This is a genomic window from Phenylobacterium aquaticum (assembly GCF_947378715.1).
Taxonomy (GTDB): Bacteria; Pseudomonadota; Alphaproteobacteria; order Caulobacterales; family Caulobacteraceae; genus Phenylobacterium; species Phenylobacterium aquaticum_A.
On record NZ_CANCLE010000092.1, the window covers coordinates 1 to 15,825 of the forward strand.

At 69.1% G+C, this 15,825-nt stretch carries 17 protein-coding genes; 5 read left to right on the forward strand and 12 right to left on the reverse strand.

All coding sequences use genetic code 11. From position 1 onward, the window contains the following. From Q7P21_RS12785 to Q7P21_RS12795, 3 genes are all read right to left on the reverse strand, one after another. Positions 1 to 1,034 (reverse strand): amidase family protein (locus Q7P21_RS12785; protein WP_304177369.1); only part of this gene is annotated, 1,034 nt, incomplete at its 3' end. A gap of 62 nt (positions 1,035 to 1,096) precedes the next feature. Further along, positions 1,097 to 1,312: an SWFGD domain-containing protein gene (locus Q7P21_RS12790; protein ID WP_304167142.1), complete on the reverse strand. Its 216-nt coding sequence runs from the start codon at positions 1,310 to 1,312 to the stop codon at positions 1,097 to 1,099. A gap of 112 nt (positions 1,313 to 1,424) precedes the next feature. Further along, the gene (locus Q7P21_RS12795; protein ID WP_304167139.1) at positions 1,425 to 2,957 is read right to left on the reverse strand and encodes an acyl-CoA carboxylase subunit beta; all 1,533 of its coding nucleotides are present in this window, start codon (positions 2,955 to 2,957) and stop codon (positions 1,425 to 1,427) included. Between the two features lie 189 nt (positions 2,958 to 3,146). Between Q7P21_RS12795 and yghU the strand changes: the two genes are divergently transcribed. The 3 genes from yghU to Q7P21_RS12810 all read left to right on the forward strand — a co-directional run bounded on the left by yghU (position 3,147) and on the right by Q7P21_RS12810 (position 5,182). Then, positions 3,147 to 4,046: a glutathione-dependent disulfide-bond oxidoreductase gene (gene yghU / locus Q7P21_RS12800; protein ID WP_304177370.1), complete on the forward strand. Its 900-nt coding sequence runs from the start codon at positions 3,147 to 3,149 to the stop codon at positions 4,044 to 4,046. A gap of 22 nt (positions 4,047 to 4,068) precedes the next feature. Beyond that, positions 4,069 to 4,695, forward strand: coding sequence for a CoA pyrophosphatase (locus Q7P21_RS12805; protein WP_304177371.1), 627 nt, complete (start codon positions 4,069 to 4,071; stop codon positions 4,693 to 4,695). 100 nt (positions 4,696 to 4,795) lie between these two features. Then, positions 4,796 to 5,182: a limonene-1,2-epoxide hydrolase family protein gene (locus Q7P21_RS12810; RefSeq protein ID WP_304177372.1), complete on the forward strand. Its 387-nt coding sequence runs from the start codon at positions 4,796 to 4,798 to the stop codon at positions 5,180 to 5,182. A 4-nt stretch (positions 5,183 to 5,186) separates the two neighbouring features. Here the strand turns inward: Q7P21_RS12810 and Q7P21_RS12815 are convergent, their stop codons facing one another. Beyond that, positions 5,187 to 5,564 (reverse strand): hypothetical protein, encoded by a 378-nt coding sequence (locus Q7P21_RS12815; RefSeq protein WP_304177373.1) that lies wholly within the window; start codon positions 5,562 to 5,564, stop codon positions 5,187 to 5,189. Between the two features lie 113 nt (positions 5,565 to 5,677). Next, on the reverse strand, positions 5,678 to 6,406 hold the full coding sequence (locus Q7P21_RS12820; protein WP_304167127.1) for an ATP12 family chaperone protein: 729 nt from the start codon (positions 6,404 to 6,406) through the stop codon (positions 5,678 to 5,680). A gap of 84 nt (positions 6,407 to 6,490) precedes the next feature. Between Q7P21_RS12820 and Q7P21_RS12825 the strand changes: the two genes are divergently transcribed. Both Q7P21_RS12825 and Q7P21_RS12830 read left to right on the forward strand, forming a co-directional pair. Next, positions 6,491 to 7,942 (forward strand): DUF1800 family protein, encoded by a 1,452-nt coding sequence (locus Q7P21_RS12825; RefSeq protein WP_304177374.1) that lies wholly within the window; start codon positions 6,491 to 6,493, stop codon positions 7,940 to 7,942. Then, a complete protein-coding gene (locus Q7P21_RS12830; RefSeq protein WP_304177376.1) occupies positions 7,939 to 9,168 on the forward strand; it encodes a DUF1501 domain-containing protein in 1,230 nt (409 codons plus the stop codon). Before Q7P21_RS12825 ends, Q7P21_RS12830 begins: the two co-directional genes overlap by 4 nt. On the opposite strand, the gene Q7P21_RS12835 is transcribed toward Q7P21_RS12830, so the two are convergent. The 7 genes from Q7P21_RS12835 to Q7P21_RS12865 all read right to left on the reverse strand — a co-directional run. Continuing rightward, entirely contained in the window at positions 9,165 to 10,001 is an 837-nt protein-coding gene (locus tag Q7P21_RS12835; RefSeq protein WP_304167119.1) for a sulfotransferase domain-containing protein, read from the reverse strand. The genes Q7P21_RS12830 and Q7P21_RS12835 overlap by 4 nt on opposite strands. A 215-nt stretch (positions 10,002 to 10,216) precedes the next feature. Next, a complete protein-coding gene (locus tag Q7P21_RS12840) occupies positions 10,217 to 12,100 on the reverse strand; it encodes a tetratricopeptide repeat protein (RefSeq protein ID WP_304177378.1) in 1,884 nt (627 codons plus the stop codon). A 17-nt stretch (positions 12,101 to 12,117) separates the two neighbouring features. Continuing rightward, entirely contained in the window at positions 12,118 to 13,116 is a 999-nt protein-coding gene (locus tag Q7P21_RS12845) for an RluA family pseudouridine synthase (protein ID WP_304167113.1), read from the reverse strand. Next, a complete protein-coding gene (gene crcB / locus Q7P21_RS12850) occupies positions 13,113 to 13,496 on the reverse strand; it encodes a fluoride efflux transporter CrcB (protein ID WP_304167110.1) in 384 nt (127 codons plus the stop codon). The genes Q7P21_RS12845 and crcB overlap by 4 nt, the downstream gene beginning before the upstream one ends. A 37-nt stretch (positions 13,497 to 13,533) precedes the next feature. After that, positions 13,534 to 14,031 (reverse strand): hypothetical protein, encoded by a 498-nt coding sequence (locus Q7P21_RS12855; protein WP_304167107.1) that lies wholly within the window; start codon positions 14,029 to 14,031, stop codon positions 13,534 to 13,536. 79 nt (positions 14,032 to 14,110) lie between these two features. After that, positions 14,111 to 14,884, reverse strand: coding sequence for an RluA family pseudouridine synthase (locus Q7P21_RS12860; RefSeq protein WP_304177380.1), 774 nt, complete (start codon positions 14,882 to 14,884; stop codon positions 14,111 to 14,113). Beyond that, a partial coding sequence (locus tag Q7P21_RS12865) for a replication-associated recombination protein A (RefSeq protein WP_304177381.1) occupies positions 14,881 to 15,825 on the reverse strand: 945 nt, incomplete at its 5' end. The genes Q7P21_RS12860 and Q7P21_RS12865, both read right to left, overlap by 4 nt.

Consider the following 15,825-nt stretch of genomic DNA (forward strand, 5'->3'; position numbering starts at 1 on the left):
AGCCCCATCCAGTCCTCGGCGCTCAGGGGGTTGGGCTGGGGCGGCCCGCCCCGCGAGGTGATGGTGGTCAGCATCCGCACATAGAGCTCGTGGGCCTCGGCCAGATTGGGCAGCAGGTCGCTCTCATGGGTGACCTCGCAGCCCTGGTCATCGAGATCGCGCGCCAGGCGGTGCAGGGCGTCACGCACCTCCACGTCCAGCTCGGCCAGGGGATGGTGGTCGAGCACCAGCACATTGTAGTCGGCCAGGGCTGCATGGCGCGGGGCCGGCAGGTCCAGGCGATAGCCCTTGGCGTCCAGGCCCTCCGGCCCGGCCAGTACGCCCAGGGCCAGCTCCAGGTCGCGGGCCGAGCGCGCCAGGGGCCCGACCACCGCCAGGTCGACACCGCCGCCGTCCGTGCCCGGAGGCGCATGGCCGCGCTGCGGGATCAGGTCGAAGCTCGGCTTGTGGCCATAGACCCCGCAGAGCGCCGCCGGGATGCGGATCGAGCCGCCGATGTCCGAGCCAAATTCCAGCGGGACCATCCCCGCCGCGAGGGCCGCCGCCGCGCCGCCCGACGATCCGCCCGGCGAGCGTCCCAGGTCCCAGGGATTGGAGGTGCGGCCATAGATGGGATTGGCGCTCTGCCAGTCACCCAGGAACGGCGGCACATTGGTCTTGCCCAGCACCACCGCCCCGGCCGCCTTCAACCGCGCGACGCCGACCGAGTCCTGAGGCGCGATCCAGGTCCCGAACACCTCCGTGCCCCAGCTGGTGCGCAGGCCCGCGACGTTCTGGGATTCCTTGACCGTCATCGGCAGGCCGAGCAGTGCGCCGTGTTCGCCCCGCGCCAGGGCCGCATCCGCCGCCTTGGCCGCGCCAAGCGCCCGGTCGAAGTCGCGCACCACCACTGCGTTGACGGGCCCGTCCAGGCCCTCGATCCGCGCGATCGCGGCCTTGGTGAGCTCAACGGAGCTGACCTCGCGCGCAGCAAGCGCTGCGACCAGGTCGGCAGCCGTCTCATAGGCCAGGTCTTCGGAAGGGGTCGCGCTCATCTGCGCCTCGCAAGCTGCCGGAGGCGTCAGATCAGCACTGGCCGCGACCGCCGTCCAGCCGGCTATTCGGTCTTGGGGTCTTCCGGCGGCTTGTGCGCGGCTTCCGAGATGTCGGCTTCCCGTCGCAGCTCCGCGTCGTGATTGCCGAACCAGCTTGCCATCTCGTCGGCCGCTCGCTCCAGCGGCCCGCGCGGCGCGAGTTTGAACGCCGGCGCGCGGGCTTCACCGTCAGCGATGCGATAGCCCTGATAGGGGTTGATGAAACGAAGACCGTTCACACCGTGGGACCCGGACGACAGGCCTCCACCTAACCGTTGGACCATACGACCCTCCCGGGGATTTGCTCATGGCAGGCCATCAACGCGCCGCCAGGCCCCCGGGTTCCCGCCCCTACAGCGGAATGTTGTCGTGCTTCTTCCAGGGATTGGTCAGTTCCTTGCCGCGCAGGTTCTTCAGCGACCGGGCGATCCGCTTGCGCGTGCCGTGCGGCATGATCACGTCGTCGATGAAGCCGCGGCTGGCGGCCACGAACGGGTTGGCGAAGCGTTCCTTGTACTCCGCCTCCCGGGCGCTGATCGCCTCGGGATCGCCGATCTCGGAGCGGAAGATGATCTCCACCGCCCCCTTGGCGCCCATCACCGCGATCTCAGCCGACGGCCAGGCATAGTTGATATCGCCGCGCAGGTGCTTGGAGCTCATCACGTCATAGGCGCCGCCATAGGCCTTGCGGGTGATCAGCGTCACCTTCGGCACCGTGGCCTCGGCATAGGCGAACAACAGCTTGGCGCCATGGCGGATCAGCCCGCCCTGTTCCTGCTTGGTGCCCGGCATGAAGCCCGGCACGTCGACGAAGGTCACCAGCGGGATCTCGAAGGCGTCGCAGAACCGCACGAACCGCGCCGCCTTGCGCGAGGAATCGATGTCCAGCACGCCGGCCAGCACCTGCGGCTGGTTGGCGACGATACCCACCGTGCGTCCCTCCACCCGGCCGAAGCCGCAGATGATGTTCTTGGCGAAGTCAGCGGAAATCTCGAAGAAATCCATCTCGTCCACGACCTTGAGGATCAGTTCCTTCATGTCGTAGGGCTTGTTCGGATTGGCCGGGACCAGGCTGTCCAGGCTGGGGTCCTCGCGGTTCGGATCGTCGAAGCTCTCACGCTCCGGCGGGTCCTCGCGGTTCGATGACGGCAGGAAGTCGATCAACCGGCGGACCTGGGTCAGGGCCTCCAGGTCGTTCTCGAAGGCGCCGTCGGCGACCCCCGACTTCATGGCGTGGACCCGGTAGCCGCCCAGTTCCTCGTGGGTGACCTCCTCATGGGTGACGGTCTTCACGACGTCCGGCCCGGTCACGTACATATAGCTCGTGTCCTTCACCATGAAGATGAAGTCGGTGATCGCCGGCGAATAGACATCGCCCCCGGCGCAGGGGCCCATGATCACGCTGATCTGCGGAATGACGCCACTGGCCAGGGTGTTCTGCAGGAAGATGTCGGCATAGCCGCCCAGGCCATCGACCCCCTCCTGGATGCGCGCGCCGCCGGCGTCGAACAGGCCGATGATCGGGGCGCCGACCTTCAGGGCCTGTTGCTGCACCTTGACGATCTTCTGGGCGTGGGCGTTGGACAGCGAGCCGCCAAACACCGTGAAATCCTTGGAGAACACGAAGACCACCCGGCCATTGATCGTGCCCCAGCCGGTGACCACCCCGTCGCCGGGAATCTTCTGGTCGGCCATGCCGAAATCGACGGCCCGGTGCTCGACGAACATGTCGAACTCCTCGAACGAGCCTTCGTCCAGCAGCAGGTCAAGCCGTTCCCGCGCCGTCAGCTTGCCCTTGGCGTGCTGATTGGCGATCCGGCGCTCACCGCCGCCGGCCCGGGCCTCGTCTCTGCGACGCTCCAGCTCTTCGAGAATATGCTTCACGCCCCGGGCTCCCTTGAACACACCACGAAGCCCTAGTCGGGCTTGGCGGGAGAGGCAAGTTCACGGGGCGTCAGGCGCCGGCTGCGCGCTTCTTCGCCGGTTATGACTAGCCAAGCGCCAATAGTCGTCCCACATCGGGGGCTGAAACAACGCGCCACCGCTCAAGCGACGCCCCGGAGGAGACCACCCATGGCCGACGACGCCCCCTACACACCCCCCAAGGTCTGGACCTGGAACAAGGAAAGCGGCGGCCGCTTCGCCAATATCAATCGCCCGATCGCGGGCCCCACCCAGGACAAGGTGCTGCCGGTCGGCGTCCACCCGTTCCAGCTCTATTCCCTGGCCACGCCCAATGGGGTGAAGGTCACGGTGATGTTCGAGGAGCTGCTGGCTCTGGGCCACAAGGGCGCGGAATACGACGCCTGGCTGATCAATATCGGGGCCGGCGACCAGTTCGGCTCCGGCTTCGTCGACATCAATCCCAATTCCAAGATCCCGGCCCTGATGGACCGCAGCGGCCCCGAGCCGATCCGCATCTTCGAATCGGGCGCGATCCTGGTCCACCTGGCCGAGAAGTTCGGCGCCTTCCTGCCCACGGATCCGGCCAAGCGCGCCGAGTGCATGTCCTGGCTGATGTGGCAGATGGGCAGCGCGCCCTATCTCGGCGGCGGCCTGGGCCACTTCTACGCCTACGCCCCCTTCAAGATCGAATACGCCATCGACCGCTTCGCCATGGAGGTGAAACGCCAGATGGACGTGCTGAACCGCCGCCTGGGGGAAAGCGAATACATCGCCGGGGACGAATACACGATCGCCGACATGGCCATCTGGGCCTGGTACGGCGCCATGGCCAAGGGCCTGCTCTATGAGGCCGGGGAGTTCCTCTCGGTCCAGGACTACACCCACGTCATCCGCTGGACCGACCAGATCGCCGCACGTCCCGCCGTCCAGCGCGGCCGGATGGTCAATCGGGTGTTCGGCGAGCCCTCCAGCCAGCTGCGCGAGCGTCACGACGCCAGCGACTTCGACACCAAGACCCAGGACAAGCTCGACGCCGCAGCGGCCGCCGCCGCCGCCGCCAAGTCGTGATCACAGCGGGGGCTGCGGGCCATTGAGCTATCCCTTCACGCCGGCCTTCCGGGCGGAGATAGCCCAGGCCTGCGCGGCCTTCCCCCGCATCGTCTATGAGGGACCGCGGCTGAAGCCGGCCGCGGTCGTCCTCACCCTGGTCGAGGCCGATGACGGCTCCGGCGAGACCGCCTTCATCCTCACCCGCCGGGCGGCGGGCCTGCGCGCCCATGCCGGCCAATGGGCCCTGCCCGGCGGTCGCTGCGACGCGGGCGAGACCCTGCAACAGGCCGCCCTGCGAGAGCTGCGTGAAGAACTGGGTCTCGACCTGCCACTGGCCGATGTGCTGGGTGTGCTTGACGACTATCCCACCCGCTCCGGCTATGCGATCGCCCCGATCGTCGCCTGGGGCGGATCGACGGCGGACCTCGCCCCCAATCCCGGAGAAGTCGCCTCGGTCCACTGTTTCCGCCTCGACCGCATCGCCCTGGACGACGCCGTCGACTTCGAGACCATTCCGGAAAGCGACCGCCCGCTGATCCGCCTGAATCTCGGCGAACACCACATCCACGCCCCCACTGCCGCCCTGGTCTATCAGCTGCGCGAACTGGTCGCCGGCCGCATCACCCGGGTGTCGGAGCTGGAGCAGCCGGTCTTCGCTTGGCGGTAGACCGAGGAGTCGGCGAAAATCGTAGCGGTCGCTACATAATACCTTGACGCGCGGTGGGGGCTGGAGAAATGTAGCGATCGCTACATACCCAGGAGCTCCCATGTCCGCCACGCCCCAATCCCCGCTCGACGTCGTCCACGCCTTCTTCAAAGCCATGGAGACCTTGGACTATGACACCGCCCTGCCGCTGATCGGCGAGACCTGCGAATACGACAATGTCCCGCTTTACAAGGTCGAGGGGCCGGCCGGGGTCCGCGCGGTCCTGGAGCCGTTCTTCGCCCCGACCCTGGAGAACGAGTTCATCATCAAGCGCGAGGTCGCCGACGGTCCGATAGTGTTCATCGAGCGCCTGGATCGCCACCGCCTCGCCGAGGGCTGGGTCGAACTGCCGGTGACCGGCGTCCTGGAGGTCCACGACGGCAAGATCACCCTGTGGCGCGACTATTTCGACGCCGCGACCATCGTCAGCAAATGGCCGACCGCCTGACCCGTCAGCGCGGCGCGCCCTTGGTCGGAGACCAATCCACGGTCAGCTGCTTGTCGCCGTGCAGGTCGTTCAGCACATCGCGCCGGGTGTTGGCGACATGGCAGTCATCGTCCGGATTGCCCTGATAGCCCGGCGGATGCCGCGCGGCGATGAAGCCGCGCCAACGGGCGACCAGTTCGTCCTGCGGCAGGTCGGTCTCGAAGTTCTGCGTCACATAGACCGGCCCCAGGGCGCCGGAGACATAGTTGTCCTGATCCAGCCGCGGCACGGCCCGCGTGGCCGTGCAGAACTCGGAGCGCATCGCGTCGGCCCACGCCGGCGCGACCGCCGCCGCCGACAGCAGCATCCCGGCCGCAGCGCCCATCCAGGTCCCAAGCTTCATATCGATGCGCTCCCCGCTCACCGGGCTCTGCCGTCCCGTCAGCCGGCATCTTGGGCTGCGAAGTCAGGCGCGTCCACCGTGTCCAGCGGATGGAGGGGAGACCGTTCCGCCCCCTACCCCCGCAACGCTTCGAACCACCGCCCCAGCATCCGCGCCTCTACGAACAGCCGCGCCGTCCGTTCAGCGGCTTCTTCGTCGATGCCCCACTGCTCCTCCTGGAAGGCTTCGTCGAGCCGCGACAACTCGAAGGCCCGTTCTCCGGTCAGCCAGCCGCGTTGCACCGAAAAGCCCAGCACGGTCGAGCCGAACAGCGGCGTGCCGAAGGCCAGCCCGGCCAGGCCGAAGTCGTCCAGTTCCAGGGCCAGCGCCTTCACCCGCGCCAGGGTCTGCGCCGGCTGTTCCTGGTGACGGATGCCGTTGGTGCGCAGGAACACCAGGCCGATCTCCTCGCGGGCCCGGTCCAGCAGGGGCGCCCAATGGGTCTCGTGCCGGGCGACCAGGGCGGCGGGATGTTCGGCGAAATAGCAGATCAGGTCGGCGCCGGCATATTCCGACAACTGGTCGGCCACCGCCTCGCGGGAGCCTGGGATCGCCTCGATCGCCGTGAAGGCCAGCCGCGTGGCGTGCATGGTCGCCAGCTGGATGTGCTCGCCTTGGCCGTCCCATTCCTCAGCGCAGACCTGGGCCAGGGCCTGGGTCGGCAGGATCAGCTTTCCGCCCTTGGGCGCGCGGATGTTGCGCCCGTCCAGCAGCACCTCGAAGCCGCCTTCAACCGGCCGCGTTTCGACGGCCTTGTAGAAGCGGCGCGGCTTGTCGCCCGGCTCTCGAAAACCCTTCTGCACGTCTGTCTCCCGGCGACCGCGACGGAATGGCCGCCCACCGGCCGTGCAAATGATCGCTGCAACGAAAATACGCAAGGAGGCGACGTGACCGATCAAGACCTGGAGGCCGCCATCGCCGTCACCCGCTTCGGCTTGGGGGCGCGTCCGGGCGAGATCGCCGCGGCCCGGAGCGACCCGCGCGGCTTCCTCAAGGCCCAGATCCGCCGCGAGGGCGCCGACCAGCCCCAGGGTGACGGCCAGACCGCCCAGCAGCGCATCGCCGCCTTCCGCGACTATCAGTTCGCCAAGCGCGAGACCCGCCAGGCCAAGGCCGGGGACGGCGCTCCCGCCGCGACCCCGGACGCCAATGACCCGGTGAAGATGGCCCAGAAGCTGATCCGCGAAGAGACCGGCGGCGACTTCTTCGCCCGCGCCCGCCTGGGCGCCCTGACCGAGGCCGGCTTCCGCGAACGCTGGACCCTGTTCTGGGCCAACCATTTCACGGTCAGCGCCACCAAGCTGGCCACCGCCACCGTGGTCGGCCCCTTCGAGCAGGAAGCCATCCGTCCCCATGTCTTCGGCCGCTTCGCCGACCTGCTGGGCGCGGCGGAGACCCATCCGGCCATGCTGCTCTATCTGGACCAGGCGACCTCCATCGGCCCCGACAGCCCCGCCGCCGCCTATTTCAGGCGCGGTCCCCAGCGCGGTGTCGGTATCGGCCCCAACCTGCCGGCCGGCGCCGCGCCCAAGGGCCTGAACGAGAACCTGGCCCGCGAGATCCTGGAACTGCACACGGTCGGCGTGAACGGCGGCTACAGCCAGGCCGACGTCACCGAATTCGCCCGCGCCATGACCGGCCTGTCGATCGGCGGCCTGCGGGAAGACCCCGCCTTCGCCGGCGCGCCGGTGTTCCGCCAGGCCGCCCACGAACCCGGCGCCCGCACGGTCATGGGGGTGCGTTATCCCAGCGGCGGCAAGGACCAGGCCGGCGCCATACTGGCCGACCTGGCGGCCCGGCCCCAGACCGCCCGCTTCGTCTGCGGCAAGATCGCCCGCCACTTCGTCGCCGACGATCCGCCGCCCGCCCTGGTCGACCGGCTGCAGGCCAGCTGGATGGCCAGCGGCGGCGACCTCGCCCAGGTCGCCGAGACCCTGATCATGGCGCCCGAGGCCTGGGACCCGACCCCGGCCAAGTTCAAGACGCCCTATGAGTTCCTGATCTCCGGCTACCGCGCCGCCGGCGGGGCGCCGAGCGACATCGTCGTCCTGGCCCCCATCCTCAACGCCCTGGGCCAGAAGCCCTTCAGCGCCCCCTCCCCAAAGGGCTGGCCCGAGGAGGCCGAGGCCTGGGCCGCGCCCGACGCCATCGTCAAGCGCATGACCTGGGCTCAGCGTTTCACCGCCAAGGCCACCCACGACCGCGATCCCAAGGACCTCGCCGCCCAGGCCCTGGGCGCCCGCCTGCGCCCCGCCACGGCCCTGGCCGTCGCCCGCGCCGAAAGCCGACCCGAGGGCTTCGCCCTTCTCCTGATGTCGCCGGAGTTCCAACGCCGATGAACCTCACCCGTCGCACCGCCCTGGCCGCCGCCGCCGGCTTCGGCCTCACCCTGGACCTGGTCGCCCGCCAGGCCTTCGCCGGAACCGAGAGCGCGCTTGCGCGCCGCAAGCTGGTCTTCGTGATCTGTCGGGGTGGGCTGGATGGCCTGTCCCTGTCGCCGCCGATCGGCGATCCGGACTATGCCGGCCTGCGCAGGTCCCTGGCGCTCGAGGACAAGGCCCTGCCCCTGGACGGGACCTTCGCCCTGCACCCCTCGCTGGGCGCCGTCCATGCGCTCGCCAAGGCCGGCCAGGCGCGGATCGTCCCGGCTGTCGCCACCCCCGATCGCGCACGATCGCACTTTGAGGCCCAGGACGTGCTCGAAAGCGGCGCGGCGGCCGTCTATGGCGCCAATTCCGGCTGGCTGAATCGCGCGGTCAGCGCCCTGTCGATCCAGCGCAAGGTCGAGGCCCTGTCGATCGGCGCCACGGCGCCCCTGGTGCTGCGCGGCCCCGCAGCGGTCTCCTCCTGGTCGCCTGGCGCCGTGGTCGACGCCGAGGCCCGCCTGCCGACCCTGCTGCAGGACCTCTACAAGGATGATCCCCTGCTGGGCCCAGCCTTCGCCCGGGGCCTCGCCACCGAGACCATGGCCCAGACCGCCATGGCCGATGGCGACATGCCGTCCATGTCATCGCCCCCGGCCGCCGCCGGCCCGGGGGTCGCCGGTCTGGTTCGCCAGGGCCAGGACGCCGCCCGCAAGCTCGGCGAGACCACCGCCGGCTTCATGCGCGAACCCAACGGGCCGCAGATCGCCGCCATCAGCCTCGACGGCTTCGACACCCATGCCAACCAGGCCGGCCAGCTCGCCCCGCGCCTGGCCTATCTCGACGCCCTGCTGGACGGGCTCAACACCGGCCTGGGGCCGGACTGGAAGGACACCCTGGTGCTGGTCGCCACCGAGTTCGGCCGCACGGCGCGGATCAATGGCACTGGCGGCACCGACCACGGCACGGCCTCCACCGCCCTGGTGCTGGGGGGCGGCCTGAAGCCCGGCGGCATTGTCGGCGACTGGCCGACGCTGAAGGCCTCGGCCCTGTTCGAGAACCGCGACCTCGCCCCCACCCTCGACATGCGCAGCCTGTTCAAGGGCGCCCTGGCCGAACAGCTGGGCGTGGAACGCGCGGCCCTGGATGCGACCGTCTTCCCCGACAGCGCCGGCGCGCGGCCGGTGACCGGACTGGTCTAGGCCGCTTGGACGCGGCGTTCCTGCAACGGCCGCACCTGCAGTCCACGGGGCTCGTGGAGATAGTCGTAGCCGAAGTCGTGCCGCAGATGCCGGCCGAGGATGTCGCGCACAGTGGCGAGTTCCGCCTCGCCCAGGGCTGAATCACCGACCCCCGTCGGCCGCAGCGACCTCTGGTCGACCTCCGGGTCGCGATGCCGCGCCATGAAGGCCTTGGAGCCGGCCGCCGCCCCGAAGGCCAGGTCGGCGCTGGTCAGGGGCAGTCGGAAATGGGCGGCGATCTGGCGCAGCGCCCCGATCCGGTCGGCCTGGAAATCCTCATAGCGCAGCACCAGGGTCTGGCCCGGATAGCGGCTGGCCACGTCCCCCCAGCGGTTCTTGAAGCGCAGATACCACCAGATGTCGCAGACATAGGCCCGGCCCCTGGGATCGCCCGCCACATAGTCGGCGAAGCTGACCCCATAGGCGTGCCGCCACTTCTCATAGTTCGAGACCAGCACATGGCGGATGTCGCGCACCACCACCACATAGGGCGGCGGCGCGGCCAGTCCCCGCACCAGCGGCCAGCCGAGGGCATGCGGCGCGATCGAGTGCGAGCTCGCCAGCCGGGGCGCCTGGGGATGCAGGCGCGGATGCTTGGGATGGCCGATCAGGTCATTGGACGACGGATTGTCGAAATAGCGCGGCGGCGGCACCCCGTATCGCCGCGCCAGGGCGTGGCTCATCATCCACTTGATCCAGTGGGTCCCCGAATGCTGGCCGGTGATCAGGAAGCCCTGGAAGTCGCGATATTTGAGCAGGGCCAGATTGAAGCTGTCGCGATTGAAGCTGTGCAATCGGAACGCCAGATCGCGCTTTCGATGAACGGTGATCGCTGAACCGAGCGCGCCCGGCGCGCGACCCAAATCGCCTCTATCCTCAACCATGCCGACGCCCCCGCCTTGACCAAGTCAGGGTCCAGGAAACAGGCCAGAGATGTCTGACAGATTTCTGCCTTGTTTCACCGAACACGCTCATCTAGCGCGTTAGATCGATTTCGGTTCCCGAGAACCTAGTCGTCCATGTGAACGTCAAAGCCCCGAGCCGGCTGGCCCGATCGCTGAATCGCGCTGGCCGTCTCGAAAGCCCGCTCGAGATCACGGCAGACCGCCCGGGGATCGAACACACGGGCCGTGGGCAGGGCCTGGGCCAAGCGCGCCCGGATATCGGCCAGCCGAGCCGGTTGGCGGGCCAGGTCCAGAGCCAGCGCCTCATAGGCCTGAAGGCTCTGGGTCGCGAGCTCAGCCAGGCCCAGCTCCCGCAAGAGCCCGCCCGCGACCCGCGAGGCGAACCCTCGGCCTTCCAGCGTCAGGATCGGCAAGCCGACCCCCAGCGCGTCGCTGGCCGTGGTGTGGGCGGCATAGGGAAAGGTGTCGAGGAACAGATCGGCCAGCTTCTGGCGAGCCAGGTGCTGGTCCATGGGCGCCTGGCGGGCGAACACCAGCCGGTCGCCGGACACGCCCCGCGCCTCGGCCTCGCGCCGCAGATTGCGGACGGTCAGGTCCGAGGTCCCGAACAGCCAGAGCACACTCTGCGGAACCGCCTTCAGGAGCCGCATCCAGACCTCGAACATCTCCGGCAGGATCTTCTTGTTGTCGTTGAACGACGCGAAGACGAAGGCCTCCTCGGGCAGGCCGGCCTGCGCCCGCGAAGGCGTTTCGGCGACCCTGGCCTGGCGAATTCCATTGACCTGATAGGAGCCGGGCAGCCGGATCACCTGCTCGGCGAAGAAGCCCTCCGAGCCCTGCGGGACCACGTGCCGGTCGGCGATGACATAGTCCATGACGTCCGTCCCCATGGTCCCGGGATAGCCCAGATAGTTGATCTGGATCGGGGCCGGCCGGTGGGTGAAAATCCCGGATCGGCTGTGGGTCGTGAAGCCGTTCAGGTCGACGACGATGTCGATCTCGGCCTCGCGCAGGCGGCGCGCGATCGCCAGGTCGTCGAGGTCGGCGACATCGTGGAAATGCTCCAGCCCGGCCTGGATCGCCCGGCGGACCTCATCGTCGGCGCGCGGCCCCAGGGCATAGGCGGAGACCTCGAACCGCGCGCGGTCGTGACAGCCGAACAGCTCGCGGACCAGATGGCCCACGGCGTGGACCCGGAAGTCGGAGGACACATAGGCGACCCGGATGCGCTCATGCCCGTAGGCCTCTCCCGTCCAAAGCGGCGCGGGACGGCCCGGATGCCGGGCCGCCGCATAGAGCCGGGCGCACTGCAGCTGGGCGGCCGGATCGTCGGTATGCATCAGGAAAGAGATCGGCTGATCGGCGGCGCGGCCCTCGCCGATCAGCTCGCGGATCCTAGGTGCGTCGATCGCATAGTCCGACCAGTCGCAGAGCCGCAGTTGCAGGGCGAGCTTGGCGCCCAGGGCGGTCACATTGCCGGGGTCGAGCGCCAGGCCCCGTCGATAGTCGGCGACCGCCGGCTCCAGCCGACCCAGGGTCTCCAGCATGATCGCCCGATTGGCGATGGCCAGACCAAAGTTCGGGTCGAGTTCGACCGCCCGGTCGAAATGGACCAGGGCCTCCTCATGGCGGAGCATGTGCTGATAGGTGACGCCGAGATTGTTGAAGGCGTCCTTGCTCCCGGGATCAATCGCCAAGGCCCGGTCCAATGCCTCCAGGGCGGCCTCGTGCTGGCCCAGCAGGTTCAGGACGCGGGCGATGTGGACCTGGAGCCCAGCGTCGGCCGGAACGAGGGCGGCGGACATCTGGTACAACCGCAACGCCGAGGCATAGTCACCCCGGAACCGCAGGATCAGCGCCAGGTTCTGTAGGGCGAACTCGTGATCCGGCCTGGCCTGGAGCACGGCGCGGTAGCCTTGCTCAGCCTCCGCCGTGCGGCCGGCCCGGTGATGGGCCACGGCCTGGTCAAAGCTCTGCTTCAGGTCCACGGCCGGCCGACCCTCGCTCAGCGGCGCGAACGGCCGAAGGGCTCGGGATCGGCCTCGTCCTCGGTGAAGCCGAAGCGGTCGAAGCCGGCCTTCATCTCCGGGCTCAGCGGCGCCTCGATCACCAGGGTCCCACGGCTGGGATGCGGCAAGGTCAGGCGGCGCGCATGCAGCTGGAGCTTCAGGCTGCCAGACATCTCCCGCGAGGCGTCGGTGGCGTATTTCGGATCGCCGAGGATCGGATGGCCCATGGCCAGCATGTGGGCGCGCAGCTGGTGGGTGCGGCCGGTGCGGGGACGCAGCGCCATCCAGGCGGCCTTGTGGGCGGCCCGGGAGATCATCACGAACTCGGTCTCGGCGGGCTCGGCGCCCGGCTCCTTGGGCTCGGCCGGGACGACCATCTCACGGTCCCCTATGCCCTTCTTGATCAAGGGCATCTCCAGCACGCCCTCCTGCGGGCGAGGGTGTCCCAGCACCAGGGCCCAATAGGTCTTCTGCGCCTTGCGCCGCGCGAAGGCGCCGGCCAGCTTGGCGGCGGCGGCGGGCGTCTTGCCCAGCACCAGCACGCCGGAGGTGTCGCGGTCCAGGCGATGGACCAGGCGCGGTCGGGTGAGGCCCTCCCCCCAGGCCGAAAGCAGCCGGTCGATGTGCTTGACGGTCTTGGTGCCGCCCTGCACGGCGAGGCCAGCTGGCTTGTTGAGCGCCAGGACCTCCTCGTCCTCATAGAGCACGAGGGATCGGGCATAGACCGCCTCGCGCGGGTCGATGCCCTTGGCCCGGGCCTCCTCGCCCTTGGGCGGCGGATCGGGCAAGGGCGGAACGCGAATCTGGGCGCCGGCCGCCAGCCGGGTCTCCGGCTTGGCGCGACCGCCGTCGACGCGGATCTGGCCTGAGCGGGTCAGCTTCTGGATTTGGATATTGGACAGGTGCGGCCAGCGCCGCCGGAACCAGCGGTCCAGGCGGACGCCCTCATCGCCGGCCTCGCCGGCCTCGACGACCAGGTTGCGGACTTCTTTCATGCGAACACCCGGCGCGCGATCATCAGGCCCATGAACAGGGCGGAAATGGCCAGGAACACCGAGCCAGCCGCATAGGTCGCCGCGCCGCCATAGGCCTTGCGCTCGATCATCAGGGCCGTCTCCAGCGAAAAGGACGAGAAGGTCGTGAAACCGCCCAGCACGCCCACGGCCAGCAGCACCCGCAGCCGCTCCTGGTCCGGCCCGCCGCGATGGGCGAGGAAACCGACCAGGAAGCCCATCAACAGGCCGCCTATGATGTTGGCCGTGAAGGTGCCATAGGGCCAGCCGGGCCCGAACCAGCGCATGGCCTGGACCCCCAGGCTGTAGCGGGCCACCGAGCCGGCGGCGCCGCCCGCCGCCACAAGCAGATACTTTTCCATGCGCCCTTATGCGACGGGCGCCGCCTCCAGAGAAGCCCTAGACGCGCGGCGCGATGGTCCGGCGCACGTCACGGGCGTCATAGACGTCCGCGCCAGTGGGGGGAGCGCCCTTGCCCATCACGATCTCCAGGGTCTGTGACAGGGACGGACCGCCGCCGAGGTCGAAGCTGGTTCCGAGGCCGAGTCCTATGCCGCCATGGCGGCCGAAGGACCCGCTGCCGGTGCCGATCGACAGCCGCGTGCCCGAGCTGGGCGCGGTCTGGGACATGTAGCGCTCCGACACCCGGAACCAGTCATAGCCCTGGGCCAGGGTCAGGTCAGACGCCCGCAACAGGGCGTAGTCGGCCACCTGAGCCATGGGCGCGCCCGGCCCGCCCCGGAAGGTGATCCGGAAGCGGTTGGTCTCCAGCCGGTATTCCGAGAACCCGACCCCGCGCGGACCGCTGGCCGGCGCATAGAGCGTCGGCGCGCTGGCGCAGGCGGCAAGCCCCGTTCCGAGGGCCAGGGCGACAAGCAGGGGGGCGAGTTTCGACATCACATCATCCGGCGGCGTGAAAATGGAGCAGCTTCCGCATCTTGCCGCGAAAAACGGCCAGGCTGAGGCGACGTTCCGGTCAGGCCTTCAAACCCAGGGCCTCGATAAGATCAGCCATGTCCGCGGGCGGCGGGGCGGTGATCCGTTTGAAGCCGCCACTGGGGTGCGGGAACTCCAGCGCGCCGGCGTGCAGCATCAGCCGGGGCACGGCGTGACCCCCGACCGCGAGGGCCCCTCCATAGCGGGCGTCGCCGGCGATCGGTCGGCCGATCGAGGCCAGGTGGACCCTCAGCTGGTGCATGCGGCCGGTCTCCGGCGACAGCTCCATCAGCGCCGCGCCAGGCGCCGTGGCCAGGGTGCGATAGCGGCTGACGGCGGTCTCAGCGTCGGCATGATCGGGCGGACAGGTGCGCATATAGGCCTCGCGGCCGACCTCGTCGCGGCGCAGGGCCTGGTCGATCATCCCCTCTGCCGGATCAGGCGCGCCGGGGGTGACGACGGCCTGGTAGGTCTTGGAAAACTTCCGCGCCATCATGGCCTTGCCGAGGAAACCTGCCGCCGGCTTGGTGCGGGCGGTGAGAATCACGCCGGAGGTGTCGCGGTCCAGCCGGTGGATCAGGCGCGGCCTGGCCTTGCCCGGCTTGGCGAAGGCCCAGAGCATCTCGTCCAGGGTATGGACCTGGCCCCGACCGCCCTGGCTGGACAGGCCCGAAGGCTTGTTGAGCGCCACGATATGCGGGTCCTGATAGATCACCAGGCTACGGACGAAGGCGATCTCATCGGCGCTGAGCGCGACAGGTTTCAGGCCGGGATCGGGCTTGACGGCGGGGCGGCGGTGCAGTGGCGACTTCATCCCTGATCTCCCCGGCGGGCGCGGATCTCGGCCCAGCGGTCGAGACGGTCCTTGATCCGAGCCTCCACCCCCTCGCCCTTGGGATCATAGAATTTGCGGCGCGCCATGCCGTCCGGGAAATAGTTCTGGCCGGAGAAGCCGCCCTCGGCGTCGTGGTCATAGGCGTAGCCCTTGCCGTAGCCCAGGTCCTTCATCAGCTTGGTCGGCGCGTTGAGGATGTGGGCCGGCGGCGCCAGGGATCCGGTCTCCTTGGCCGCGCGCATGGCGGCCTTGTAGGCCATGTAGACGGCGTTGGACTTGGGCGCAGCGGCCAGATGCACCACCAGCTGGGCCAGCGCGATCTCGCCCTCGGGCGAGCCCAGGAAATCGTAGGTGTCCTTGGCGGCGTTGGCGATGACCAGGGCCATGGGGTCGGCCTCGCCGATGTCCTCGGCGGCTGCGCGGATCAGTCGCCGCGCGATGAACAGCGGGTCCTCGCCGCCATCCAGCATACGGCACAGCCAATAGAGCGCGGCGTCCGGATCGGAGCCTCGGATCGACTTGTGCAGGGCGGAGACGAGGTTGTAGTGCCCCTCCCGGTCCTTGTCATAGGCCGGGCTGCGCTTTTGCAGGATCTGGCCCAGTTCCTTGGTGGTCAGGGGCTTGGCCGTGCCGATGTTGAACAGGGTCTCCGACAGGGTCAGCAGATAGCGTCCATCGCCGTCGGCCAGAGCGATCAAGGCCTGGCGGGCCTCAGGCTCCAGTGGCAGGGGCTTGGCTTCGTGAATCTCGGCCTTGTCGAGCAAGGCGCCTAGCGCTTCGTCGTCCAGCCGCTTGAGCACGAAGACCTGGCAACGCGACAGGAGCGCCCCATTCAGTTCGAAGGACGGGTTCTCGGTGGTGGCGCCGACCAGGGTGACGATCCCCTCCTCCACGAAGGGCAGGAAGCCGTCCTGCTGGGC